20 protein-coding genes are annotated in these 24364 nt (G+C 65.1%); 12 read left to right on the forward strand and 8 right to left on the reverse strand.

Annotated features, from left to right (window positions below):
- Positions 1-134 precede the first annotated feature (134 nt).
- The gene (locus ATSB10_RS17515) at positions 135-758 is read right to left on the reverse strand and encodes an outer membrane beta-barrel protein (RefSeq protein ID WP_063674004.1); all 624 of its coding nucleotides are present in this window, start codon (positions 756-758) and stop codon (positions 135-137) included.
- A 264-nt stretch (positions 759-1022) separates the two neighbouring features.
- On the opposite strand from ATSB10_RS17515, the gene tkt reads away from it, so the two are divergent.
- The 10 genes from tkt to ATSB10_RS17565 all read left to right on the forward strand — a co-directional run bounded on the left by tkt (position 1023) and on the right by ATSB10_RS17565 (position 13801).
- Positions 1023-3032, forward strand: coding sequence for a transketolase (gene tkt / locus ATSB10_RS17520; protein WP_063674005.1), 2010 nt, complete (start codon positions 1023-1025; stop codon positions 3030-3032).
- 427 nt (positions 3033-3459) lie between these two features.
- On the forward strand, positions 3460-4230 hold the full coding sequence (locus tag ATSB10_RS17525; RefSeq protein ID WP_236886452.1) for an ABC transporter permease: 771 nt from the start codon (positions 3460-3462) through the stop codon (positions 4228-4230).
- Positions 4231-4249: 19 nt separating this feature from the next.
- A complete protein-coding gene (locus ATSB10_RS17530; protein ID WP_063674006.1) occupies positions 4250-4993 on the forward strand; it encodes an ABC transporter ATP-binding protein in 744 nt (247 codons plus the stop codon).
- A 195-nt stretch (positions 4994-5188) separates the two neighbouring features.
- Entirely contained in the window at positions 5189-6454 is a 1266-nt protein-coding gene (locus ATSB10_RS17535) for an SAM-dependent methyltransferase (protein ID WP_063674007.1), read from the forward strand.
- A gap of 142 nt (positions 6455-6596) precedes the next feature.
- Positions 6597-7229, forward strand: coding sequence for an acetyltransferase (locus ATSB10_RS17540; RefSeq protein ID WP_063674008.1), 633 nt, complete (start codon positions 6597-6599; stop codon positions 7227-7229).
- Positions 7230-7249: 20 nt separating this feature from the next.
- Positions 7250-8350: a DegT/DnrJ/EryC1/StrS family aminotransferase gene (locus tag ATSB10_RS17545; protein WP_083966283.1), complete on the forward strand. Its 1101-nt coding sequence runs from the start codon at positions 7250-7252 to the stop codon at positions 8348-8350.
- A gap of 2 nt (positions 8351-8352) precedes the next feature.
- Positions 8353-9387, forward strand: coding sequence for a glycosyltransferase family 4 protein (locus ATSB10_RS17550; protein ID WP_063674010.1), 1035 nt, complete (start codon positions 8353-8355; stop codon positions 9385-9387).
- Positions 9384-10421: a glycosyltransferase family 4 protein gene (locus ATSB10_RS17555; RefSeq protein WP_063674011.1), complete on the forward strand. Its 1038-nt coding sequence runs from the start codon at positions 9384-9386 to the stop codon at positions 10419-10421. Before ATSB10_RS17550 ends, ATSB10_RS17555 begins: the two co-directional genes overlap by 4 nt.
- Entirely contained in the window at positions 10418-11773 is a 1356-nt protein-coding gene (locus ATSB10_RS17560) for a glycosyltransferase family 4 protein (protein ID WP_063674012.1), read from the forward strand. The genes ATSB10_RS17555 and ATSB10_RS17560 overlap by 4 nt, the downstream gene beginning before the upstream one ends.
- 27 nt (positions 11774-11800) lie before the next feature.
- Positions 11801-13801: a DUF7024 domain-containing protein gene (locus tag ATSB10_RS17565; protein WP_063674013.1), complete on the forward strand. Its 2001-nt coding sequence runs from the start codon at positions 11801-11803 to the stop codon at positions 13799-13801.
- A 124-nt stretch (positions 13802-13925) separates the two neighbouring features.
- Here ATSB10_RS17565 and ATSB10_RS17570 read toward each other — a convergent pair whose 3' ends face one another.
- The 5 genes from ATSB10_RS17570 to ATSB10_RS17590 all read right to left on the reverse strand — a co-directional run bounded on the left by ATSB10_RS17570 (position 13926) and on the right by ATSB10_RS17590 (position 19553).
- Positions 13926-16043, reverse strand: coding sequence for a hypothetical protein (locus tag ATSB10_RS17570; protein ID WP_157469347.1), 2118 nt, complete (start codon positions 16041-16043; stop codon positions 13926-13928).
- Between the two features lie 89 nt (positions 16044-16132).
- A complete protein-coding gene (locus ATSB10_RS17575; RefSeq protein WP_205631071.1) occupies positions 16133-16537 on the reverse strand; it encodes a GtrA family protein in 405 nt (134 codons plus the stop codon).
- Positions 16534-17514 (reverse strand): WxcM-like domain-containing protein, encoded by a 981-nt coding sequence (locus ATSB10_RS17580; protein WP_063674015.1) that lies wholly within the window; start codon positions 17512-17514, stop codon positions 16534-16536. Before ATSB10_RS17580 ends, ATSB10_RS17575 begins: the two co-directional genes overlap by 4 nt.
- Positions 17515-17517: 3 nt before the next feature.
- Positions 17518-18459 (reverse strand): glycosyltransferase family 2 protein, encoded by a 942-nt coding sequence (locus ATSB10_RS17585; RefSeq protein WP_063674016.1) that lies wholly within the window; start codon positions 18457-18459, stop codon positions 17518-17520.
- Positions 18456-19553, reverse strand: a complete 1098-nt coding sequence (locus ATSB10_RS17590; protein WP_063674017.1) for a DegT/DnrJ/EryC1/StrS family aminotransferase — start codon at positions 19551-19553, stop codon at positions 18456-18458. Before ATSB10_RS17590 ends, ATSB10_RS17585 begins: the two co-directional genes overlap by 4 nt.
- Positions 19554-19809: 256 nt before the next feature.
- On the opposite strand from ATSB10_RS17590, the gene ATSB10_RS17595 reads away from it, so the two are divergent.
- Positions 19810-20979 (forward strand): DegT/DnrJ/EryC1/StrS family aminotransferase, encoded by a 1170-nt coding sequence (locus tag ATSB10_RS17595; RefSeq protein ID WP_063674018.1) that lies wholly within the window; start codon positions 19810-19812, stop codon positions 20977-20979.
- A gap of 96 nt (positions 20980-21075) precedes the next feature.
- Here ATSB10_RS17595 and ATSB10_RS17600 read toward each other — a convergent pair whose 3' ends face one another.
- Positions 21076-22254, reverse strand: a complete 1179-nt coding sequence (locus ATSB10_RS17600) for a phosphoglycerate kinase (protein ID WP_063674019.1) — start codon at positions 22252-22254, stop codon at positions 21076-21078.
- A 155-nt stretch (positions 22255-22409) separates the two neighbouring features.
- Here ATSB10_RS17600 and maiA point away from each other — a divergent pair, with 155 nt between their 5' ends.
- Complete coding sequence (gene maiA, locus ATSB10_RS17605) at positions 22410-23078, forward strand: maleylacetoacetate isomerase (RefSeq protein WP_063674020.1); 669 nt, start codon at positions 22410-22412, stop codon at positions 23076-23078.
- A 24-nt stretch (positions 23079-23102) separates the two neighbouring features.
- Here maiA and ATSB10_RS17610 read toward each other — a convergent pair whose 3' ends face one another.
- Positions 23103-24221 carry a PilT/PilU family type 4a pilus ATPase gene (locus ATSB10_RS17610; protein ID WP_017463508.1) on the reverse strand — a complete coding sequence of 373 codons (1119 nt, stop codon included), beginning with the start codon at positions 24219-24221 and terminating at the stop codon, positions 23103-23105.
- Between the last annotated feature and the right edge of the window lie 143 nt (positions 24222-24364).

The following is a 24364-nucleotide window of genomic DNA, read 5'->3' on the forward strand; positions in this document are numbered from 1 at the left end:
TGCCCGAGCTGTCGTGGGACGTGCCGATCGTTCCGGTCGGCACAAGGGTTAGATGGGTGGATGCCCGAAAGATTCAATACCGGTTAGTACAGTATTAATCCGGAGTTAAGGAAGCCGGCAGGGCGAGGCAGCGGTCAGAACCGGTATTCGGCAGTCAGCGATGCCGTGTCGGTGGACAGGTGCACCCGGTCCTTGTCGGCGTGGTAGTAGTCATACGACAGGCCCAGGCCGAAGTGCTCGTTGATGTCGTAGCCGACGCCGGCGCCGGCGTAGTAGTCGACCTTGTCGAGGTTGTGCCGATTGATGTCCTGGTCGCTGTAGCCATGGCCCTTCCAGCCGTAGATGCCGGTACGGCCGCTGACATAGAGGCCGTTCCAGACGTCGATCTTTCCGTTGACGCCTGCGGTCCAGCCGCGCAGCGCGTTGCGCTGGGAGGTCAGGTTCACGTTGTTGCTGTTGAAGGCATTCTTGAGTTTGAAGTTGCCGAGGTCGTTGTAGCCGATCTCCACGCCCAGTCCGACATCGGGTCCCACCTTCCAGCGGTAGCCGCCATTGATGGCGTAGGTGGTCGGGTGGTCGTTGTACGGGCCCTTGGACAGGTGGGACTGGCCGACGCTGCCGTTGAGGAACCAGTTGCCCGTACCCACGGCCTGGCCCGGCTGGTAGTTGCCGGTGTTCCCGGCAGTGTCCTGTGCAAAGGCGGGAAGGGCGCCGAAACCGGCGGAAACAAGTGCAATGGCAAGCAGGGATTTCTTCATCGGGACTCTCCTTCTTATCGTCCTGCGCCATCCGGCATGGGGAAGGCCGGCGGCGGGGCGCCTGGGGATGGCGCGGCGCCATTGAACGCAGCCGAGGCTGAAGAGAAGCGGTATTTCGCCGGGAAAAGTTAAGCGACAATTAATCGTGCGGGCGTCACGCGGGCGCGTTCCACCAGCGGCGGTGCCGAGCGGCACTCGCGTCCGCGCGACTCGCGCTGCCGAATCGGCGACAATGCGCCTTTTACGCCCCTTCCGGAGACGCCGATGACCACCCGCCGCGAACTCGCCAATGCCGTGCGCGCCCTCGCCATGGACGCCGTGCAGGCGGCCAATTCCGGCCACCCGGGCATGCCGATGGGCATGGCCGATATCGCCGAAGTGCTGTGGAACGATTTCCTGCACTTCAACCCGGCCAACCCGAAATGGCCGAACCGCGACCGCTTCGTGCTCTCCAACGGGCACGGCTCGATGCTGCAGTACGCGCTGCTGCACCTGACCGGCTTCGACCTGCCGATGAGCGAGCTCAAGCGCTTCCGCCAGCTGCATTCGAAGACCGCGGGCCACCCGGAAGCCAGCGAGACCCCCGGGGTGGAGACCACCACCGGCCCGCTCGGCCAGGGCCTGGCCAATGCGGTGGGCATGGCGCTGGCCGAGAAGGTGCTGGCTGCGCATTTCAATCGCCCCGGCCATACGGTGGTCGATCACCACACCTACGTGTTCCTCGGCGACGGCTGCCTGATGGAGGGCATTTCGCATGAAGTGGCTTCGCTGGCCGGCACCTGGGGGCTGGGCAAGCTCGTGGCGGTCTACGACGACAACGGCATCTCCATCGACGGCGAGGTGCACGGCTGGTTCACCGACGACACCCCAGGCCGTTTCGAGGCCTACGGCTGGAACGTGATCCGCCACGTCGACGGCCACGACGCCGAGGCCGTCAAGGCGGCGATCGCGCAGGCCACCGCGCAGTCCGCCAAGCCGACCCTGATCTGCTGCAAGACCATCATCGGTTTCGGTTCGCCGAACAAGCAGGGCAAGGAAGAGAGCCACGGCGCCGCGCTGGGCAAGGACGAGGTGGCTGCCGCGCGCGAGCAGCTCGGCTGGAAGTACCCGCCGTTCGAGATCCCGGCCGAGATCTACGCCGGCTGGGACCACAAGGCCAAGGGTGCCGCTGCCGAGCAGGCCTGGAAGGACGCCTTCGCCGCCTACGCCAAGGCGCACCCGGAACTGGCCGCCGAGTTCGAGCGTCGCCTGCGCGGCGAGCTGCCGGCGGACTGGGCCGAGAAGTCGCAGGCCTACGTCGCCAGGCTGCAGGCCGAAGGGCCGGAAGTGGCCTCGCGCAAGGCCTCGCAGATGACGCTGGACGCGTTCGGTCCGCTGCTTCCGGAACTGATCGGCGGCTCGGCCGACCTGGCCGGCTCCAACCTCACCAAGTGGAAGGGCAGCAAGGATGCCGGCAACGGTGACAGCGCGGGTGGCCAGGGCAACTACGTCTACTACGGTGTGCGCGAGTTCGGCATGAGCGCGATCGCCAACGGCCTGGCGCTTCACGGCGGCTTCATCCCGTACGACGCGACGTTCCTGGTGTTCTCCGACTACGCGCGCAATGCAGTGCGCATGAGCGCGCTGATCCCGGCGCAGGCAATCCACGTCTACACCCACGACTCGATCGGCCTGGGCGAGGACGGTCCGACCCACCAGCCTGTCGAGCATCTCGCCAGCTTGCGCTACATCCCGAACAACCACGTGTGGCGTCCCTGCGATGCGGTCGAGTCGGCGGCTTCGTGGAAGGCGGCGATCGAGCGCAAGGGCCTGCCCAGCTGCCTGGTGTTCTCGCGCCAGAACCTCAAGCACCAGCAGCGCACGGCCGAGCAGGTGGCGGATATCGCGCGCGGCGGCTACGTGCTGTCCGATCCGGCCGACGCGCGCTTCCAGGCGATCCTGATCGCCACCGGCTCGGAAGTCGAACTGGCGATGGAGGCGATGCGCACCCTGGCCCAGCAGGGCATGGCGGTGCGTGTGGTCTCGATGCCGTGCACCGAGGTGTTCGATGCCCAGCCGCAGGCCTACCGCGAGGCGGTGCTGCCGGGCTGGTGCCGCGCCCGCGTGGCGGTGGAGGCAGCCACGGCCGACTTCTGGCGCAAGTACGTCGGGCTGGATGGCGAGGTGGTCGGCATGAGTTCGTTCGGTGCGTCGGCGCCGGCGCCCCAGCTGTTCGAGCACTTCGGCATCACCGTCAGCCACGTGGTGGATGCGGTCAAATCGACAATCAAGTAAGCAAGGCCGTTCCTCATGGTCGAGGTGGGGGCGGCGCAGCTCTCATTTCTTGACCAAGAGCCCATGGAGCATCGTGGCCGCGGTATGAGAGAGGGGGTTGCGGTGTGCACGGCTGCCCGCCAGGTGTGGTATCGCGCCTGGCGTCCGCGGTCCGCGCGCCTCGGCGTGCGGTGTCGGGGCGCCACCGCTGTGGCCTCGTTCGGCACTTGCTCCGACCGCTACGTTGCCGCCCGAGCATTCACCATTGGTGGTGTGGCCAGCTGCTTCAATGCGCGGACACAGAGGAACGAAATGCACCTTGCGCGCAATTTCTTTGGTCCCTGAAAACGAGTGACGTACCTCCCCAGTCGGCCTAGACTTCTGGGCGATTCTTGAGAGTGGATTGATGCTTCAGACCATGCAGACCAGACCGATAAACAACGCTCTCATGGATATAGCCGCAGGCATGCGGCGCTATCAGTTGGTCGGTTTGCTTGGTTGGCAGGACGTCCTCCAGCGCTATCGCCGGTCGGCGCTCGGTCCGTTCTGGTTGACGATAAGCATGGGAGTCATGATCGGCACCATTGGGATTGTCTTCGGCGAGATCTTCAAAGCGTCGCTCAAGGACTTTCTGCCGTTCCTTGCTGCAGGAATGATCTTGTGGAGTTTCATCGCAGCAGTGGTCACAGAAGGCTGCGTCAGCTTCATCTCTGCCGATGCCATCATCAAGCAGCTTCCTATTCCCCTGTTCGTCCACGTGTTGCGCATGATTTGGCGCAATATCCTGATCCTGGGGCACAACATTGTGATCTTCCCCCTGGTTCTTCTGGCCGTGGGCCGGCCACTTGGGTGGGAGGCGTTGGTCAGTATTCCCGGCTTCATTCTCGTGGTCGTGAACCTGACCTGGGTCTCGCTTTTGATGGGCATATTTTGCGCACGTTACCGGGACCTGCCGCAGATTGTCGGAAACGTACTGCAGGTGTTGTTCTATCTGACCCCGATCATGTGGGTGCCATCGAGTTTGCCGCACCACATTGGCCGCTTCCTGCTCAACCTCAATCCGGTTTATCACCTCTTGGCCGTTGCGCGGTCGCCACTGCTGGGCGAGTTGCCCACGACCAGCGATTGGGTCGTGTCCATCGCGCTGGCATTGTTGGGTTGGATGGCAGCGCTGCTGGTCTATGGCCGCTACAAGCGCCGCATCGCCTACTGGCTTTGACACGCACAAGATCAAACCAATGGCACTTATCGATTTCAAGAATGTCAGCGTCGATTTTCCGATCTACAACGCAAGTGGTCGCTCGCTAAAAAAGCACATCATGCAGGTGGCCACCGGTGGCCAGTTGGGTGCCAACGATCAGGGGCGTGTGATCGTCCGTGCGCTGGAAAACCTGAGCTTCACATTCAGGGACGGTGATCGGGTTGGGCTGGTAGGCCACAACGGCGCCGGCAAGAGCACCTTGCTGCGCTTGCTGAGTGGAGTGTACGAGCCGTCTTCCGGTATCGCCCGCATGGAGGGCGAGGTCGGTTCGCTATTGGACATTTCGCTTGGTATCGATGCCGAAGCGACCGGTCGTGAAAACATCTATATCCGGGGGGCGTTGCTGGGTCTCAAGCGAGGCGAGGTTACGCGCCAGATCGACGAGATCATCCAGTTCTCCGAGCTCGGCGATTTCGTCGACATGCCGGTACGCACCTATTCCACCGGCATGCACATGCGCCTCGCCTTCGCGGTGTCCACCGTGGTGCGACCACAGATATTGCTGATGGACGAATGGCTGTCGGTGGGCGACGAGGGCTTCAGGCACAAGGCTGAGGCACGCATGACCGAGGTTGTGCAGTCGACCAATATCCTGGTCATCGCCAGCCATTCGCGCGACCTGATCATGCACACGTGTAACCGCGTGATATGGCTGGAGCACGGAAAGCTGCGCATGGATGGAGACCCGGCCACAGTGACTGCGGCGTATTTCGGCGGATGACCTGCTGATGATCGGTACAAAGGGATATTTGGATGTCCGTCGGGATTCCACGTCGAGGGGAATGCACAGCGGTCTTACGCAACCCATCGTTGCAACGAACTCAATTGCTGGACTGATGCGCGAGGAGTGGAGCCCGGCAGCGTGCAGCCGACCAGTAACGCTAAGAGGTGTCGATTGCCTTGGGGGCAGCGCCCGATGAAAGCTTTGTTGCGGACGCCGGCGAAATTCGTCTACCGATTGCTCAGGCCACTGGTTCGCCCGATCGCCTTCAGGGTTCGAGGTTTCCTTCTGGTCGACGTCCAGCGTGAGTTGAGCGAGCTGCGACGTGAGGCGCATGCGTTGCACGGCCAGGCCCGTCAAGAGATGAGGTTGTTGTCCGGGGAGACGCAGGAGCTGGTGCATCGCATCCTGTTGGCCCAGCGAGAAATGCAGGACCAAGGGCACGCCCTTCGCGAGGTGCTGGAGTCCTTGGCGCGTGCCTCCGGTATCGAGCGTTCGGAGCTGTCTGCGGAAATCATCCAGGAAGTGCAGGCGTCGAGGAGCTTCCTCGAAACCGACATATTCAATCTCTCTGCTCGAATCGTTGGGGAGCTTCGCACCCCTGCGTCGGCACGGACCGTGGCGGATGGGCCGCATCTCGAGGGCGAAAGGCCGCACCCGGCAACGCCACCGGTCGTGATCGACTGTGCTGCCGGCGAGGTAATCGTTGGAACGCAGGCCGGTTACCTGTTTTGCCGGGCCGGCGAGCGCCAGTCGATCCCGAGCCCGGCCACTGTTGTCGATGCCCAGCGGGGAACCCTGCGGCTGATTCAGCGACTGGTTCGTCCTGGCGGTTTGTTCATCGATATCAGCCCTGGCATGGGTCTGGGAACGCTCACTGCGGCGAGAGCCATGCAGGCAAGTGGGCGGGTCCTGGCATACGAATCGCGCGGTGAGATTGCGCATCTCCTGGAAAAGTCCGTGCTGCTCAACGGGCTCTCGGATCTGATCGAGATCCAGCAGGCGGTACCTTTCTCTCTCGAGGGAGCGGGCGATGATCGCCGGGTTGGTGCATCCGATGACCGGCGTCTGCCGCCTCCTTCGATGGTGCGTGTTCCCGGGCGTATCGACGCCAGCGAGTGGTTGGCAGGGATCAGCGAAAAGATTGGCGGTGGATATCCGGTGGCGGCCGTCCGGCTCGGTTCGGATGAAGCTCTCCCGGTGGTGCTGGGCGTGATCCAGGCGGTAGCCCGGTACGGCCCCGATGTGCCGGTCATTGGCGAGTTCGAGGCCTCGCGTATCCGCGAGGCCGGATGGGAGTGGAGCGCGCTGCTTGCCGCGTTTGCGGAACACGGAATCGACTTCCGGATGATCAATGCCGAAACGGGCGCGCTTGAGCTCTCGACCGACGATCGGACAGGCAGCATGGACTCGATCAGGATGCTGCTCGCGCGCACTGGTTCACCCTTCCTGAAGATATGATGGACACCGTCAGAACAGCTTCCGCCGCGCCCCGCGGCTACCGCTCAGGTGGCTGCCCCGAACACGACAACGGCTTGCGTAAGCTGGCTTTCGGCTTGGGCGCTTGTCGAAACGGGACGAGGGGATTCGGGGTGCCAAAGCCATGAAAAAGGGAGTCGTCGTCGTCGGTGCGGGCGGGCACGCCAAGGTTTGCGTGGAATTGCTTCGCGCCATGGGGGTCCAGGTCGACTACTGCATTGGCAGTGGCGACGGCGGTGCGGAGACGTGTGTCGGTGTGCCGGTCCTGCATGGGGACGAGCACATCCGCCGGTTGCGTGAAGAAGAGAATTACCAGGATGCCTTTGTCGCGATCGGCTCGAACCGACTTCGTGAAAAGCTTGCGGGGAAGGCGGTTTCGCAAGGCTACCGCCTGGTCAATGCCATCAGTCCGCTGGCGGTGATCTCGCCAAGCGTCCGACTGGGTGGCGGCATAGCCATCATGGCGGGCGCCACGATCAACGCCGATTCGGCGATTGGCGACCTTGCGATCATCAATACCGGGGCAACCGTGGATCACGATTGCCGCATTGGCCGCGCCGTCCACATCGCTCCGCAATGCGGTTTGGCGGGCAACGTGACGGTGGGCGACGGCAGCATGCTGGGAATCGGCTGCAAAGTCATTCCCGAGCAATCCATCGGCAATAACGTGGTGCTCGGTGCGGGAAGCGTGGTCATTGCGTCGATCCCGGACGGTGTCACCGCGGTCGGCGTGCCAGCAAGAATCATCAGGCAATGACCTTACTTGGAGAGACAGGGATGAAACGCATTTCTGTGGCACAGCCCCGGCTGGGCGGCAACGAGAAGAAATATGTGCTCGATTGCCTGGACACCAACTGGATCTCGTCGAACGGCAAGTACATCGGGGCGTTCGAGGAGAGCTTCGCGGAGTTCTGCGGGGTGAAGCACGCGATCGCCACCAACAACGGCACCACGGCGCTGCACCTGGCGCTGGTGGCGCTGGGGCTTCAGCCTGGCGACGAGGTCATCGTACCTACGGTGACCTACATCGCCACTGCGAACGCGGTTCGCTACTGCGGGGCCACGCCGGTCCTGGTCGATGTGTGCGCCGACACGATGAACATCGATCCGGCGGCCATCGAAGCGAAGATCACGCCGCGCACGCGCGGGATCATCCCCGTTCACCTCTACGGGCATCCGGCGCAGATGGACGTGATCAACGAGATCGCCCAGCGGCACGGCCTGTGGGTGGTGGAAGATGCCGCCGAGGCCCATGGCGCCGAGGTGCAGGGGCGCCGGGTGGGCGGGCTGGGAACCTGCGCGACCTTCAGCTTCTTCGGCAACAAGATCGTGACTACCGGCGAAGGTGGCATGGTGACCACCAACGACGCCGAACTGGCCAGGACGCTGCGCCTGTACCGCGGCCAGGGCATGGATCTGCAGCGCCGCTACTGGTTTCCGGTGGTGGGATACAACTACCGGATGACCAACATCCAGGCGGCCATCGGGCTGGCCCAGATGGAGGGTATCGACACCGCGCTGGCGGAACGGGAGCGACTGGCGGGGTGGTACGCCGACGCGCTTTCCGCGCTTGGCGACCGGATCGTCCTCCCCGTCCGGCGCGATGGAGCCAAGGAGGTGTACTGGATGTACAACATCTTCCTGCGCGATGCGACCGAGGAGCAGCGCGATGCCGTGATGCGCCGGATGGACGAGATGGGTATCGAGACGCGGCCGGTGTTCTACCCGATGCACGTCATGCCGCCGTATCGCGAAAGTGCCACCTACCCGGTGGCCGACCTGTGGAGCCCGCGCGGCATCAACCTGCCCACCCACCAGGACCTCACCCGCGAGGACGTTCAGCGAGTGGCTGAAAGCCTCGCTGCCGCGATGGCCTGACGATGCGAATAGCGCTGTGCTCGACCTATGTGCCGTTCATCAACGGAGGGGCCCGCAACATCGTCGAGTGGTTGCAGGCGATGCTCGAGCGCGAGGGGCATGAGGTCGAGCGTGTCTACCTGCCCCAGTGGGACGCGCCGGATCTGCTTTTCCAGCAGATGGCGGCATTCCGGTGGATCGACCTGAGCGCCGCGGACCGGGTCATCTGCTTCCGGCCGCAGGCGCACCTGATCGATCACCCGCACAAGATCCTCTGGTTCATCCACCACATCCGTGTTTTCTACGACCTGTGGGACAGCGATTATCGCGGTTTCCCCGATGACGAGAGGCACCGGGGAGTTCGCGATGCGCTGTTTGCTGCCGACAACATGGCACTGCTCGAGGCGCAGCAGGTTTTCACCAACTCGAAGGTGGTCTCCGCCAGACTCAGGCAGTTCAACGGCGTCGACAGCGAGGTGCTCTATCCCCCCGTATTCGCGCCCGAGCGCTTCACGTGCCGGGGCTTCAGCGACGAGGTGGTCTATATCTGTCGTATGGAGCATCACAAGCGACAGCATCTGCTTGTCGAAGCCATGAAATACACGCGTACGCCGGTCCGGCTGAGGCTCTGCGGCCGAAGTTCCAACGCCGGCTATAACCGCCAGTTGAGCGAGGCGATCCGCGACCATGCGTTGGACCAACGGGTAGTCCTCGACGATCGCTGGATCTCCGAGGAGGAAAAGGTCGACCTGCTCGCCGACTGCCTGGCCGCGGCCTATCTGCCGCTGGACGAGGATTCCTACGGGTATCCAAGCATCGAGGCGAGCCACGCAAGCAAGGCCATCCTGACCACGACCGATTCCGGTGGTGTGCTCGAGCTGGTCAACGACGGCATCAATGGCCTCGTCGCCGAGCCCGATCCACGGGCGCTCGCCCGTGCGATGGATGCGCTGTATTCCGATCGGGAGCGGACCCGAAGCATGGGCGAAGCCGCGCAGGCCAGGCTGGTCGAGCTCAATATCTCCTGGTCGCATGTGTTGCAGAGGCTGCTGGCGTGAAGGTCCTCGTCGTGAACAACATGGCACCGTTCGTCTGGGGTGGCGCCGAGGAGCTGGCCGTCCACCTGCAGCGGAACCTGGTGGCCGCCGGACACGAATCGGAAATCCTGCGTATCCCGTTCCAATGGGAACCGGCGACGCGTATCCCATCGCAGATGCTGATGGTGCGTGCACTGGAACTGTTCAATGTCGATCGGGTGATCGCCCTGAAGTTTCCGGCCTACCTGATTCGCCATCCGCACAAGACGCTGTGGCTGTTGCACCAGTACCGGCAGGCCTACGATCTTTTCGACGCCGGCCAGACCAACCTGCCTGCCGGCGAGCAGGGAGACGAATTGCGCGCCCTGATCCGCCATGCGGACGACGAGAGTTTCCGCGAGAGCCGGCGCATCTTCACCAACTCCGAAGTCACCCGCGATCGCCTGGCCCGCTACAACGGATTCGATGCCGGGCTGCTGCTGCCACCGATCAACGATCCACACCTCTTCACCGGTGGTCCTCCAGGCGAGTACATCTTTGCCGGCGGGCGCATCAACGACATGAAGCGCCAGCACCTCCTGCTCGAAGCCCTGTGCCACGCAGATCCTGGCGTGAAGTTGGTGATCGCCGGTCCCCCGGACACGCCGGCCGACGCCCGGCGGCTGGTCGAGACCGTGGAGCGCCTTGGCCTGCAGGATCGGGTGCAGCTCGATCTGCGCTTCCTTCCCCGCGAAACCTACGCCGGCTACGTCAATGGGGCATTGGCCGTGGCCTACCTCCCGTTCGACGAGGACTCGCTAGGCTACGTCACCATGGAGGCGGCGACGGCGGGCAAGGCACTGATCACGACCACCGATAGCGGTGGCGTGCTGGGCCTGGTTCGCGACAAGGACACCGGACTGGTTGCCAAACCCCACGCCGCGTCCCTCGGTGACGCGATGTCGGCCCTGTGGCAGGACCGGGCGCTGGCGCGGATCTGTGGCAATGCGGCGAGGGAACACTGGATCAGCTTCGGCGCCGACTGGCCCCAGACCATCGAGGCATTGCTGCAATGAAGATCGTGATGTTCACGCCGGTGTTGAAGGCATCGGCGATCGGCCGTGTGGCTCGCCTCATCACGCGGGAGCTGCTCAGACTCGGCCACGATGTCGCCGTGGTGAGGAGCGAAGACGAGGAATTGTACGGGGACGAGGCCCATGATTTCGGCCAGGTGCCTATTGCCTGGAACGATCAATCGGCCGTCCGCGCGGCGACCTCGCGAGCGGATCTGGTCCTTTACCAGATTGGCGACAACGCCTTATTCCACCGAGGCTGCGTGGAATGGCTTCTCCGGTGCCCTGGTGTGGTCTGCCTGCACGATTACTATCTCGGGCACCTGTTCAACGGATGGGCCGCGAAGCGGCGCGCGCAGGCCGGGAAAATTCTGCGGCACTGGTACGGAGACAAGGTAGCCGAGACGTTTTTCGAGCTTGCGACCCGCCCCATGTTCATGGAGTTGACGTGGGAAGCAGCGCCGATGACCGAATGGATCTGCTCGATGGCCAGCGGGGTCATCACCCATAGCAGCTGGGACGTAGGTCGAATCAAAAAGGCCTGCTCGGGCCCGGTCCGGGTCGTACCCCTCGCCTACGATTTCCTGCCGGTCGATGCCCAGCTTGAGGAACCCGGCGATAGCGACGACCTGGGCATGCTGAATATCCTGACCGTGGGGTACGTCAACACGAACAAACGCGCGGCCAGCGTCATTAGCGCCATCGGCGCAAGTCCCGCGCTTCGTGGCCGCGCTGTATATCGGCTCGTTGGGCCCGTTCGCAGTTCGATGGTGCGCGAGCTGTCGGCCTTGGCGAGAAGTTGCGGCGTAAGGCTGCGAATCAGTGGCGAGGTCGACGATATCGGCCTGGCAAGGGCGTTCCAGGAGGCCGATGTCGTTTGCTGCCTGCGCTGGCCGAGCCTCGAAGCGGCCTCGGCATCGGCGATCGAGGCCATGTTGCATGGCAAGGCCATCGTGGTTACCGATACCGGGTTCTATCGGGAGTTGCCCGACGAGTTGGTTACCAAGGTTGCTCCGCAGGATGAGGTCGCATCGCTTCGATGCGCGCTGGAGCGCCTGGGGGCCAGCCATGACCTGCGGGCCACGCTCGGGAAGCGGAGTCGCGACTGGGCTGCCAAGACGTTTACTGCAAGTAACTATGCCGAGGAAGTCATCAGCATGGTCGAGATGTCTGCCCGGGTCAGGCCGTTGCTCGAGGCGTCAGCCTACTTCACCGGTGTCATGGCCTCCTGGGGCGATACCAGCGTTGGTGTCGGACCGGCCTCAGAGCTGCGCGCGATGTTTGCCGGTGTCCAGGGTGAGCCTGCCGGACATCCCGCCCATCGAGTCATTCGCCCCGCCGTTCGGGCAGACTAGGGCAGATTCCAAGCGGGTTAGGTCTTTATGCGGGCCAAGAACAAGCGCGTCCTCTGGCTGCTCAACCACAAGACGCTGATGCCGTACGAAGCCCGGCTCCTGTGCGACCTGGGCTTCGAGGTCTTCACGCCCAAGGTGATCCCGGAGTCCAGCAGCTTCCGCAGCAACCTGGTGGACCATCGCTATGACGCGAGCCTGTCGCTGCCAAGGCGGGTGCTCGACCGCCTCAACGCCTTCAACTTCTATGAAGACCGATGGCCCGACGACATCGTCGCGTTGATCAACCGGTACTTCGCGACGGCCTATGTCATCCCTTATGGGGTGCAGGTCAGGGAGGCCGTGGACAAGTTCGAAGGCCAGATCATGTTCCGGGCGTTCGGTCTGGACAACACGAAGACCTATACCGAGGTCCTCCAGGTGATGCATGGGCCGGAGATCCTCGCGGATCTCGGCGAGCTCGGCGAGCGCTTCTGGTTTGCGCAGGGATACGAGCAACTGCAGGAATGTGAGGTCTCGCTGTTCGCCAACCGGGCGGTCACCCTGCCGATCGGCGTGCCCGACTCGTTCTGGGATACGGCCGACTCCTACACGGGGACAGACAAGCACATCCTGTTCGTCTGCCCCAACTGCGTGACCAATCCCTATTACGCCGACGTCTACCGGGCCTTCAAGCGCGACTTCGGCGATCTGCCGCACTACATCATCGGTGCGCAGGATGTACCCGTGGACGATCCCTGCGTGCTGGGCTTCGTCTCCGACGCGGAGCTTGCACGGCTCTACCGCGACTGCGCGGTGCTGTACTACCACTCCACCGAGCTCCGGCACGTGCACTATTCGCCCGTGGAAGCGGCGATCAACGGCATGCCGGTGGTGTACTTCGCCGACTCGTTGCTGGGTCGGATGACGCCGGAGATAACGCACGGCCGGGTCGACAGCCTGGTCGAGGCACGCCGCACCGTGGAGCGGATCCTGGCCGGCGATGAAGCGTTCGTCGCCGCCGTGTGCGCGGATCAGCGCTCGCTCGCCTACAAATTCTCCGATGCCTACTGCCGCGCCGAGTGGGAGAAGAACCTGGTCGAATGCGGTTACATGGCCGCGTTGCAACCGGAGCCGTTCGGCACGGTGCTGCTGCGGGAGGCCGTCAGGAGCCTGGCACGCCCGCTGCTGCACGGGCGTAGCCGGTTCCGCCGCAGCTATTCGTTCACGCTGGAAGAGGACGACCACGAGTCGACCTTCCACGATGGCATCGACTTCGGCAAATTGCGCTATCCGGCCTTTGTCCGGCGGGTGCTCGGCGTGTCCATGCCGGAGTCTGGCGGTCGCTGGAGTATCGGCAAGACGATCGACATATCCCTGGCCGAACCGTTGCCCAAGGCATTCAAGCTGGTGATCAAGGGCGGTGCCTACGGGCCGAACGTCGGCGTGCCGATCGAGATCCGTGTCGGCCGCGCACGGCGCTCATTCTGCTTTTCCTGGGAACCGGGGGGCGACAGCGAAGCGACCGTCGACTTTTCGCTGCACACGGCGCAGCGCCTGATCCGGATCACCGTACCCGAGCCGACGGTGCCGCCCAACGACATTCGTACCCTTGGTATTGCGCTGCACCACATGCGCATCGAGCGCGAGCAGACGTTCCAGGAGGGGATCGATTTCGTGCACGCGCGCTACCCCGATTTCGTCCTGCGGGTGGATGGCCTGGCCGGGCCGGAGTCCGGCGGGCGATGGAGCATCGGCAAGACGGTGGATATCGAACTGGCCAGACCCTTGCCGAAGGCGTTCAAGCTGGTGCTCCGGGGCGGAGCCTACGGGCCGAACATCGGTGCGCCGATCGAGGTCATGGTGGGGGACGAGCGGCGCACGTTCCGTTTTTCCAGCGAGCCGGGCAGCGACGATGAGGTGGCCGTGGATTTCGCCACGCCCCGTGCGCATCGCCATATTCAGATAATTGTCCCCGAGCCGACCGTGCCGCCCAATGACATTCGCGCCTTGGGCATCGCGCTGCGGCATATGAAAATCCTGCCGGGATGAACGGCAATCGCGTCACCCGCCGCATCGAGCGGCGGGTGACGCGACGCGGATTCGGAGGAGCGCGCGTCACTTCTCCTCCCCCGCATCGGGGGCGCCCCGGCAGGCGACTCCCGTGGCGATACCGCTACCGCGGGCGGATATCGAAGTCCACCAGTCCGGCAGAGAGCCCGTAGTATTTGGAGTCGCTGAGCGACTGGAACACGATCTCGTTGTCGTTCGCGCGCAGCACGCCGGCGGGAATCTCGGCCTGGAAGGCATCGCCCGGCAGCCACTGGAGCGGCAGCGTCACGCCGTTCAGGCGGATCACCATGCTGCGCCTGATCGCATTGTTGACGATGATGTTGAACCGCCCGCTCAACACGTGCGGCCCCGGCCCGGGCGACATGTCGAAATAGAGCGCGCCCTTGTCCTGCACCTTCCACGCTGCCGACCGGTGGAAAAGGCCCTGCGGGTTCCATTCCGGCTCGCGCCAGCCGGTACCGCGCACGATGATTTCCAGGCTCCACCACTTGCCGAAGTCCCAGTGGAAGTGATCGTACCGGGGGCGGTCCCGGAACATGTCCATCAGGTGGGGCTGAGCGAGCAGCACGTTGCGGTAGCGGCGGGCGGCCACGCTGTCGCTGACCAGCAACTCGCGGCGGTACTGCGCCAGGGCCGGGTCGACGACGGCCGAGCCGTCGGGTTTGATCGTCACGGTGACCACCTGGTCCTTGGGCAGGTGGATGTCCGGCTTCCGCGGCGGCGCGACATAGCCGGGCCCGGTGACGGCGCTGGCCGGGCGCAGGATCCATTCGCTCGCCGTCTGCTCGCACGAACCCTTGCGCCCCAGGTTGTCGACCTGTTGCCACTCCGCGTTGGGCATCCGGCAGATCTGTGTTGGCGTGACTGTATGGCCGTACAGGTAGCTCAGCGCCACATCGAGGTTACCCAGGCCGAGCATCCAGGTCTGGCCCAACTGGTTGCTGCCATCGAGAACCAGCAGGGTCTTGCCGTGGAGCTGGCCGTCGAAGTTCTGCACGATCGATTTCAGCAGGGTCCGCTGGACCTGTGTGATCCGGACGTAGTGATGGAACTGCACGAGCTGCGCGCCCAGTCCGGCGAGGATGAGCAATGCCGCCATCGCCTGGGCCAGCCATTTCGCGGGCGTCCCCACGAGCATGAGTACGCCGATCCAGGCCATCGCAGCGCCGGGACTAGCGAAGAGGAACGTGCGTTGGCTGATGGCGAGATGGGATGCCGAAAGAAGGAACGGCGCATAGCCGGCAAGACTCATGATCACGCCCGCTACGGCTGTGCGCGATGCCAGTGACAGGGAGCTTCCCGTCGATTCCGGGTGATGAAGGGAATCGCTTCGGGCCAGGCGTGCAGCGACTCCCAGCGTGACAAAGGTGATGACTGCCGTAGCCAGCAAGAGATACGGATAGGTGCGGAATTCCGTGGCGACCATCCGGAATGCGTCGAACCAACCCCCAAGAAATGCACGCGATGCTCCGATGGAGAACAGCTTCGGGAACGCGTTCAATAGGATCGAGAATGCGCTCTGTCTGCCCAGCAGGGCCGACTCGTAGCTGGCGATCTGCGGTGCGGTAAGCGCGACATAGCCGGCGTAGGCTGCCGCGCCGGCCAGCCAGAGCAGCAGCGGGGCCAGGTTGGCGCGCAGGTGGGCGATCGCCCCCTTCAGGCCGAAGGCGGCGTAGGCCAGCAGCAGTGGTGCGACCACCAGCGGCAGGCTCGCTTCGTACATGCAGCAGGCCAGGAAGAGCGCGAGCCCGGCAGACGCGCCCAGCAGGTACGCGCCGAGCCGGTGCCGGCGCCGGGAGGCCTCGATGAGCAGGCTGCAGCCGAGCAGCAGCAGCGCGAGCGCCCAGTTGATGTGGATGCTGCGGAACGACAGTTGCATGGTATCGGCGGGGTACAGCAGTACCAGCACGCCCATCAGCGCGCCCCAGCGCACCGAGCGGCTCACCCGGGCCACCAGGTGCGCGCTGGCGCAGCCCTTCACGACCAGCGCGGCGATCAGCAGCACATGCCAATAGAAGAACGAATCCGGATCGAGAAAATAGGCGAGCGCCTGCGGGAAGATGGTGAGCGGGCGCAGTGCCTGCGCCTGCATCGGGCTGTGGATGCTGGCCAGGAAGAACGGGTGATCGATGTTGAAGAGCCCGAGGACGCCCCATCCTTCGATCACTGCCGTCATCGCGAAGCCGAACGGCAGCCAGATCGCCAGCACGGTCAGCAGCACCGGGAGGCTCAGGCCGGTTGCCTCGCGCCAGCCACGGTCGCCTGCGGTTTGTGCTGGCCAGGCGTGGCTCGGCTCGACTCGTTCTTGCTTCACGGGTTGCTCTCCGGGGGCGTGCCGGCTCTCGCCGTCAGTTGCAGCACGACCTTGCTCATGACGTAGGTGATGGGAACCATGGCCGCGGTGACGACCAGGGGGGCGTACAGCTTGGGCATGTGCAGCCACTCGACCAGGACACCGAGGGCACCGGCGGAAAGCAGGTACTGCACGAGGTAGACCAGCGGGTAGGCGAACAGGCCGCGCCAGGACCAGGCTTGCCCGAACACCAGGCGGGCATTGAACAGGTACGAAAAAACAATGCCCAGGACATAGGCGATGAAGTAGGCCGTTTGGTAGCCGAAGAAGCGGCACAACCCGAGATAGATGCCGTAGGTGAGGCCGGTGTTGAGCCCGCCGCCGACCAGGAACAGCAGCCAGCGCTTTGTCCTGGGCCTCACGGCGCGGGCGCCCCGGGCGCTTGCCCGGCGCGCGCGGCCTGCAGGAACTGACCGTAGTCGCGGATGTAGTCGTCGGCGTCGTAGTAGTCGGACGCGAATACCAGCAGCACGGCGTCGGGCGAGTACTTGTACTGGATGCCCCAGGTCATGGGCGGCAGGTAAACGCCCTTGTCGGGGGAATCCAGCAGGGTTTCCGCACGATGGACGCCGTCGTCCGCGACCACCGCGCAGCTGCCGCGGACGCAGATCAGGAACTGGTGGCAAGTGCGGTGCGCGTGCTCGCCCCGGGTCTTTTCGCTGGGTACGTCGAAGACCAGGAAATACCGCTTGGGCTCGAAGGGAATCTCCCGGGCAAACTCGCCGGCCGACAGGTCACCGCGCATGTCGCGGACCAGCTTGAAGCGGTGCAGCGTGACGTCGCCCACCCCGAGCCTGACCACGGGCGCCTCCGGCGCGGGGGCGGTGTGCGGAGCTTGCGACGCACCCTGGCTGTCCGTTGCGTTGCGTGCATCGACGTAGCCGGTAATCCGCGCGGGCGAGCCGGCCACGATCGCGAAGGGCGGCACCGACTTGGTCACCACCGCGCCGGCACCGACCATCGCCCCCGTGCCGATGCACAGGCCCGGCAGGATCACCGCGCCGCCGCCGATCGAGGCCCCGCGCTGCACCCGCGTACCGGCGAACGTCTCGGGGTAGACCTTGGACCTCGGAAACTTGTCGTTGGTGAACGTGACGTTGGGGCCGACGAACACGTCGTCCTCGATACGGATGCCGTCCCACAGCTGCACGCCCGACTTGATCGTGACCCGGTCGCCGATCACCACGTCGTTCTCGACGAAGCAGTGCGAACAGAGGTTGACGTCGCTACCGATCCGGGCGCCCGGAAGCACGACGACGTACTGCCAGATCGTCGTACGCTCACCGATGGCTTGGCTCTGCACGTCGGCCGACGCGTGTATCTGTGGTGCTGGTTCCATGGTTCATTGACCCCGATCGTTCTGGTGTTGCTTGGCGATGACCGCGAGCGGCCGTCGCTTGCTGTTCTCATAGGCGCGCCAGGCATAGGTGCCGACCAGGCCAAGGCCGAACAGGTTGACTGCGCCGAGGAACAGCACGGCGAGCATCGTTGGCGCATAGCCGGGCACCCTGATCGAGCCGGTGAGCCGGGCGATCAGCACCACCAGTCCCGCCAGGCCGGACACCGCAGCGCCCCCCGCGCCCACCTTGATCAGCAGGCGGATGGGGAAATCGGTGAAGGCGAAGACGTTGTCCATCATGTAGTCGATCTTCTTGCCCAGCGTCCATGCCGAACGGCCTTCCTGACGCGCCAGGCGTTCGTAGCCGACCTGCTTTCTGCGGAAGCCGAGCCAGAAGATCAGCGCGATCAGCGAGGAGCGGGATTCCTCCAGCTGCAACAGCTGGTCGCGAAACACCCTATTGCAGCCGAAGATGTCGACGCCGCCCGGCGGCATCTCCGGGACGACCAGTCGCCGGTACAGCCCCCAGAACACGGCCGAGGCCATGCGCGAGGACCACGGGTCGTTCTGGCGGCCCGTGCGCGTGCCGACGACCACGTCGCACTCGTCTGCGCCAAGCATCCTGAAAAAGGTGGTCACCAGCTCGGGTGGCTCCTGCAGATCGGCCGCCATCACCGCAAAGTGGTCGCCGCGCGCTGCCTGCAACCCCGAGCGGATGGCCGGGAAGGAGCCGAAGTTGCGCGAATGGGCGAGCAACTGGGCGGGAAACGCGAGCCCCGCCAGCGCCTCGTGCAGGATGGCATAGGACCGGTCGGGGCTGCCGTCGACCACGAACACCGCCTCGATGCCATCGTCGAGCGAATCGTTGATCGCGGATAGCGCCTGCAACAGGCGGGGGATGGAGGCCTCGTTGCGGTAGATCGGAACGATGACGGAGTACTTCATGCCCGCCAACCGTTCACTGCGCGGATCACCGCGTCCACGGCCGCGCCGCTCATCTCCGGGTAGCAGGGGAGGGTGAGGATCTCCCCGGCCAGCTTTTCGGTGACCTCCAGTTTCAGTCCGGCGTAGCTGTCGCCGTAGACCGGCTGCAGGTGGTCGGGAATCGGGTAGTGAACCTCCGCCGCGATGCCCACGGTGCGAAGGTGCTCGCGCAGCAGGTCCCGGTCCGGGCTGGTGACGACGTAGAGGTGGGCGACATACCCTTCTCCGTCGTGGTTAGGCACTTTCACCAGTGGGTGGTTGATGCCCGTGCTGTACCGTTGGGAGATGGCGCGGCGTTGGGTGTTGGCCGCATCGAGGAAAGGCAGAAGCTCGGAGAGGATCGCCGCCTGCAACTCGTCGAGGCGGCTGTTGCGTGCACCGTGCGCCTGGACGCGGTACTTGGCGGTCCAGCCGTATTGGCGAAGCAGCCGCACCCGCTCGGCGATCGCCGGCAAGTCGGTCACGACGGCGCCACCGTCACCCAATGCGCCGAGATTCTTGGTCGGATAAAAGCTGAAGCTGGCCGCATCGCCGAACGTGCCGACGTGTTTGCCGTCGATGCGCGCACCATGGGCCTGCGCGCAATCCTCGAGCAACCAGACGCCTTTCTGCCTGCAGTAACCGGCGATGCTGGCGATGTCCCGGGCGGCGAGGCCGTAGAGGTGCGTGACGACAACGGCCTGGACGCCTGCTTCGACCGCCCGGACCACTTCGTCCATCGTCACGTTGCGGCTGTCGAAATCGACGTCCATGAACCAGGGTGACGCCCCGATGGCCGCCAGGGCGGTTCCGGTATACATGCCCGCGTTCGCCACCGTGGCGACCTTGCTGCCTGGTCCCACGCCAAGCGCCCGGAGCGCCAATTCGATGGCATCGGTGCCGTTGGCTACGGTGACGCAATCGCCTGTGCCCAGATAACCGGCAAACGCCGCTTCGAAACCCTTGACCTCCGGCCCCAGCACCAGCCAGCCGCTATCCACCACCCTGGACAGGGCGGCCTTGATGCGCGCGCTGTGGCCGGAGATCCTTGCCGAAAGGTCGTTTATCTGTTGCACGCCTGGTTCCCTGATAGTCGCACGCATGATACCGGCTGGCTTCCCTATCGGCCCCCTGGGCGGCTTTGCCGGAACTGCGCCTGATACTCCCGCATGAGCGCGAGGACTGTGATTCTAGCCATCGCGCGGAGCCATTGCGCGGCGAGCGCGTGGTAGTTGTCGTATTCGTCTTTCAACCGGTGGCGACGTACCCTTCGCACCTTTGCGTGACCTCGCCCGTTCGTTGCATCCGTTTTCCGCGCACCGGAGCCGCCCCATGGCAGATATCAACCCCTTCATCGTGTTCGGTGCGCCAAGCATCGGCGAGGAGGAAATCGCCGAAGTCGAGGCGTGCATGCGCTCGGGGTGGCTGGGTACCGGACCGCGAGTGGCGCGCTTCGAGCAGGCGTTCGCCGAGTACAAGCAGGCGGGCGCCGAGTGCGTCGCGGCGGTGAATTCCTGCACCGCGGCGCTGCATGTGAGCATGGTCGCGGCCGGCCTGGAGCCGGGCAGCGAGGTGATCACCACGCCACTCACCTTCTGCGCGACGGTCAATGCGATCGAACATGCCGGGCTGGTGCCGGTGCTGGCGGATGTCGATCCACACACGCAGAACATCGATCCGGATGCGATCGAAGCCGTGATCACGCCGCGCACGCGGGCGATCCTGCCGGTGCACTTTGCCGGCCGGCCGTGTGCGATGGACCGCATCATGGACATCGCCCAACGGCATGGCCTGGTGGTGATCGAGGACTGTGCCCATGCGATCGAAACCACCTTTCGCGGCCAGCCGGCGGGCAGCTTCGGCGATTTTGGCTGCTTCAGCTTCTATGTGACCAAGAACGTGGTCACCGGCGAGGGCGGCATGATCCTCGGCCGCGACCGTAAACGCATTGCCCGTGCCCGCATGCTCGCCCTGCACGGCATGAGCAAGGATGCCTGGCATCGCTTCGGTGACAGCGGCTACAAGCACTACCAGGTGCTGGAGTGCGGCTTCAAATACAACATGATGGACCTGCAGGCAGCGATCGGGCTGCCGCAGCTGGCCAAGGTGGAAGCCCACTGGGCACGTCGCCAGGCGATTTGGCGACGTTACGACGCGGCCTTTGCCGACCTGCCGATCGTCCTGCCGGCGGCGCCGGAGGCGGATACCCGGCACGGCCTGCACCTGTACACCGTGATGATCGACGAGGCGCGCTGCGGCATTTCGCGCGACGCCTTCCTCGATGCCATGAACGCAGCGCGGATCGGCACGGGCGTGCATTACCTGGCCATTCCCGAACACCCCTACTACCAGCGGCGCTACGGCTGGTCGCCAGAGCAGTGGCCGAACGCGATGCGCCTGGGCCGGCAGACCGTCAGCCTGCCGCTCTCTCCCGCCTTGTCCGACGGTGACGTGGAGCGCGTGATCGCCGCCGTGCGGGGCATCCTCTGCGGCAGGAGCTGAGCACTGTAGGAGCCCGCTCGCGGGCGATGCTTCTGCTCCTGATCCACAGCGGGGCCAAAAGCATCGCCCGCGAGCGGGCTACTACGGGAGGGGGAGTCAGCCCTTGGCGCGGGCCTGGAGTGCCGTGACCGCCGGCAGCTCCTTGCCTTCGAGGAATTCGAGGAAGGCGCCGCCTCCGGTGGAGATGTAGGACACGTCCTTCTCGATGCCGTACTTGTCCACCGCCGCCAGGGTGTCGCCGCCACCGGCGATCGAGAACGCCGGGGAGGCGGCGATCGCGCGGGCGAGGGTCTCGGTGCCCATGCCGAAGGCGTCGAACTCGAACACGCCGACCGGGCCGTTCCACACCACCGTGCCGGCCTTGGCGATCAGCGCGGCGTAGCGTTTGGCGGTCTCCGGGCCGATGTCCAGGATCATCTCGCCGTCCTTGACCTGGTCCACCGCCTTCACCGTCGGCGTTGCCTGCGCGGAGAACTCGGGGGCGACCACCACGTCGACCGGCAGCGGCACCTCGGCACCGCGCCGCTTGGCGTCGGCGATGACCCTCTTCGCCGCGTCGATCAGGTCGGGTTCGTACAGCGAGTTGCCGACGCCGTGGCCGGCGGCGGCGATGAAGGTATTGGCGATGCCGCCACCGACGATCAGCTGGTCGACCTTGCCGATCAGGTTCTCCAGCAGGGTGAGCTTGGTCGAGACCTTGGAGCCGGCAACGATCGCCAGCAGCGGCTTGGCCGGGTGCTCCAGCGCCTTGCCCAGCGCGTCCAGCTCCGCGGCCAGCAGCGGGCCGGCGGCGGCGATTTTTGCGAAGCGGATCACCCCATGGGTGGAGGCCTGGGCGCGGTGTGCGGTGCCGAAGGCGTCCATCACGAACACGTCGCACAGCGCCGCGTACTTCTTCGACAAGGCCTCGTCGTCCTTGCCCTCGCCGACGTTCATGCGGCAGTTCTCCAGCACCACCACCTCGCCCTCGGCGACATCCACGCCGTCGAGGTAGTCGCGCACCAGCCGCACCGGCTTGCCGAGCTTGTCGCCCAGCCAGGCGGCAACCGGCGCCAGCGAGGACGCCTCGTCGAACTGGCCTTCCTTCGGTCGGCCCAGGTGCGACAGCACCATCACCCGGGCGCCGGCGTCGCGCGCGGCCCGGATGGTGGGCAGCGAGGCGTCCAGGCGCTGGGTGGAGGTGATGCGACCGTCCTCGATCGGCACGTTCAGGTCTTCGCGGATCAGTACGCGCTTGCCGCGCAGATCGAGGTCGCTCATGCGGAGGAAGGACACGTCGGGACTCCTGGGTTGGACTGCTGCATGGCGGGTCGGCCGGCGGGGCCGTACCCGGAAGGGATGCCGTGGCCGCTCATTTTCGTGGCGCCCCTCCGGCGATGCAAACGCGGCCGGGTATGCTTGGCGCCCACCGGCCCGGCAGGAGACAGCCCATGCTTCAGGATCTCGCGCTTTATGGCTACTGGCGTTCGACCGCCGCCTACCGCGTGCGCATCGCGCTGGCGCTGAAAGGGCTGGACTGGGAAAACCACCCGGTCCACCTGGTGCGCGATGGCGGCGAGCAGCACGGGGCCTCCTACCGGGCGATCAATCCGCAGGAGCTGGTGCCCGCGCTGGTCGACGGCGAGCGGGTGTTCACCCAGTCGCTGGCGATCGTCGAATACCTGGACGAGACGGTGCCGGAGCCGCCGCTGCTGCCGGTGGACCCGCGCGGACGGGCACGCGTCCGGGCGCTGGCGCAGACCATCGCCTGCGATATCCACCCGCTGGGCAACCTGCGGGTACTGCAGGCGCTGGAGGCGCGCTTCGGCGCCACCGAGGCGCAGCGGGCCGACTGGAACCGTCACTGGATGGCCGTGGGCCTGGCTGCGTTCGAGGCGATGCTGGCCGACAACGTGGCCACCGGTACGTTCTGCCACGGCGACGAGCCGGGGCTGGCCGACATCTGCCTGATCCCGCAGCTCTACAACGCCGCGCGCTGGCAGCTGCCACTGGATGCGTACCCCACGATCCGCCGCATCCAGGCCGAATGCGTGGCCTTGCCGGCGTTTCAGGTGGCGGCGCCGGAGCGCCAACCGGATGCTCCGCCTGCCGGCGCCTGAGGCGCCGGCGACGGGGCAGGGGACTCAGAAGCCCAGGCCGTAGGGATCGTTGCCGGCCAGTTCGGTGTCGGTGTTGGATCCACCGCCCTCGGCCAGGCGGATCTTCAGCGCCAGGCCGTCGCGCGAGTCGGCCTTGGCCAGCGCCTCGTCCAGTTCGATCCGGCCACTCTTGTAGAGCCGGTACAGCGACTGGTCGAAGGTCTGCATGCCTTCCTGCAGGCTGCGGTCCATCGCTTCCTTCACCTCGTGGATCTGGCCGCGGCGGATCATGTCGCGGATCAGCGGGGTGTTCAGCAGCACCTCGACCGCCGGCAGGCGGCGGCCGTCCTTGCCGATCACCAGGCGCTGGCTGATCACCGCGCGCAGGTTGAGCGACAGGTTCATCAGCACGTTCTTGTGCGCCGACTCGGGGAAGAAGTTGAGGATGCGCTCCAGCGTCTGGTCGGCGTTGTTGGAGTGCAGGGTGGCCAGGCACAGGTGACCGGTCTCGGAGAAGGCGATCGCCGCCTCCATCGTGTCGGTGTCGCGGATCTCGCCGATCATGATCACGTCCGGCGCCTCGCGCATCGCGTTCTTCAGCGCCTCGTGATAGCTGTGCGTGTCCAGCCCGACCTCACGCTGGTTGATGATCGACTTCTTGTGCCGGTGCAGGTACTCGATCGGATCCTCGATGGTGAGGATGTGGCCGGGCGAGTTGGAGTTGCGGTGGTCGAGCATCGCCGCCAAGGTGGTCGACTTGCCCGAGCCGGTGGCGCCGACCACCAGGATCAGGCCGCGCTGCTCCATGATCAGCTCGCGGAAGATCGAGGGCAGCTGCAGTTGCTCGACGTTGGGGATCTCGCTCTTGATCGCGCGGATCACCATGCCGACCTCGCCGCGCTGCTTGAACACGTTGATGCGGAAGCGGCCCGCTTCCTTCACCGCCAGCGCCATGTTCAGCTCGAGATCGCGCTCGAACTGGGGCACCTGGCCCTCGTCCATCAGCGAGTAGGCGATCTTCTTGACCATGCCGCCCGGCAGGCCGGTATTGCCCAACGGGTAGAGCTTGCCCTCGACCTTGATGTTCACCGGAGCGCCCGTGGTCAGGAACATGTCCGACGCGCCCTTGTCCACCATCAGCTTGAGGAAGTAACCGATATCCACCTGAAGTCCCCTGGATTCAACTACATTGCACCGGCGATTATGCCCACGGACAATACGACGCAACACTACGAGGTACTGAGTGATGGTGCACAGCTTTTCCCGGCCTGAGGCCGGTGCCCCCCGTTCTTGCGGGTGGACGCGCA

The organism is Dyella thiooxydans (genome assembly GCF_001641285.1).
GTDB lineage: Bacteria > Pseudomonadota > Gammaproteobacteria > Xanthomonadales > Rhodanobacteraceae > Dyella_A > Dyella_A thiooxydans.